At 33.2% G+C, this 1,047-nt stretch carries 1 protein-coding gene; it reads left to right on the top strand.

Features of this window, described 5'->3' with window-relative positions; all coding sequences use genetic code 11:
• Positions 1-1,047 (top strand): cell wall-binding repeat-containing protein (locus KHW44_RS10025; RefSeq protein ID WP_304069018.1); only part of this gene is annotated, 1,047 nt, incomplete at both ends.

Here is a 1,047-nt window from a genome sequence, read left to right on the forward strand (position 1 = left end):
ACTACATGGCAGTTAGAGACCAACATTACAAACCAAACTTCACAGAAGTTAAAGTGACTGACAAATCAATTGTAGCCACAACATATGAAACAGATTCATTAAAAGTTGTTGATCAAGTTGAGATCGAAAAATCAACTGCGAACACTACAAATGAAAATGTTCAAAGAATTTCTGGAGAAAACAGAGTACAAACAGCTATCGAAGTTTCTAAGAAAATGTTCAAAGAAGGAACTAACAAAGTCGTATTAGCTAACCAAGATAATTATTCTGACGTTTTGACGGCTGCTCCATTTGCAAAAGCAAACAACGCATCCTTGTTGTATGTATCTTCTAACTCAATTAGTAAAGAAGTAATGAGTGAAATTGCTAGATTAAAAGCAAAAGAAATCACTATTATCGGTGGAGAAAAATCTGTAGATGAAGGATTGAAAAAAGAATTAGAAAAGAGAAATTTCAAAGTTGACAGACTTTCTGGAGCTGACAGATACAAAACAAGTGCACAAATCGCAGCTAAACTTATCGACGATAAGACAACAACATTAGAAATCGCAAGTGGTGAAAATTATGCCGATGCATTATCACTTAACAACGCAGCAGAAAAAGACAAAGCTCCAATACTTTTAGTACGAGTTAACGCAATTGATAAATCAGTTGAAGATGTTATCAAATCATCAAAAGCATCATTAATAAACATTGCTGGTAGAGAAAAATCAGTATCTGAAAATACTAAAGCTAACATTAAAAAAATCTCCAAAGCTACTATCAATAGAATCGGAGGAGCTAATAGATACGAAACAAGTATTCTTCTTGCAAAATACTCTGGAGCAAAAGAAGTTGTAGTAGTAGCAAGTGGGGAAGACTTCGCAGATGCATTAGTTGCAGCACCATTCTCAGCAAAACAAAAAGGAGCAATCCTTCTTACTAACAAAGACAAATTAGGACAAAAAACAGAACAATTCATCAAAGATACTAAATTCAACAAATCTTATGTAATTGGTGGAGAAAAATCAGTATCTGAAGATGTAATTAATCAATTAACAAGTATCA

The organism is Finegoldia magna, assembly GCF_018371055.1.
GTDB lineage: Bacteria > Bacillota > Clostridia > Tissierellales > Peptoniphilaceae > Finegoldia > Finegoldia magna_I.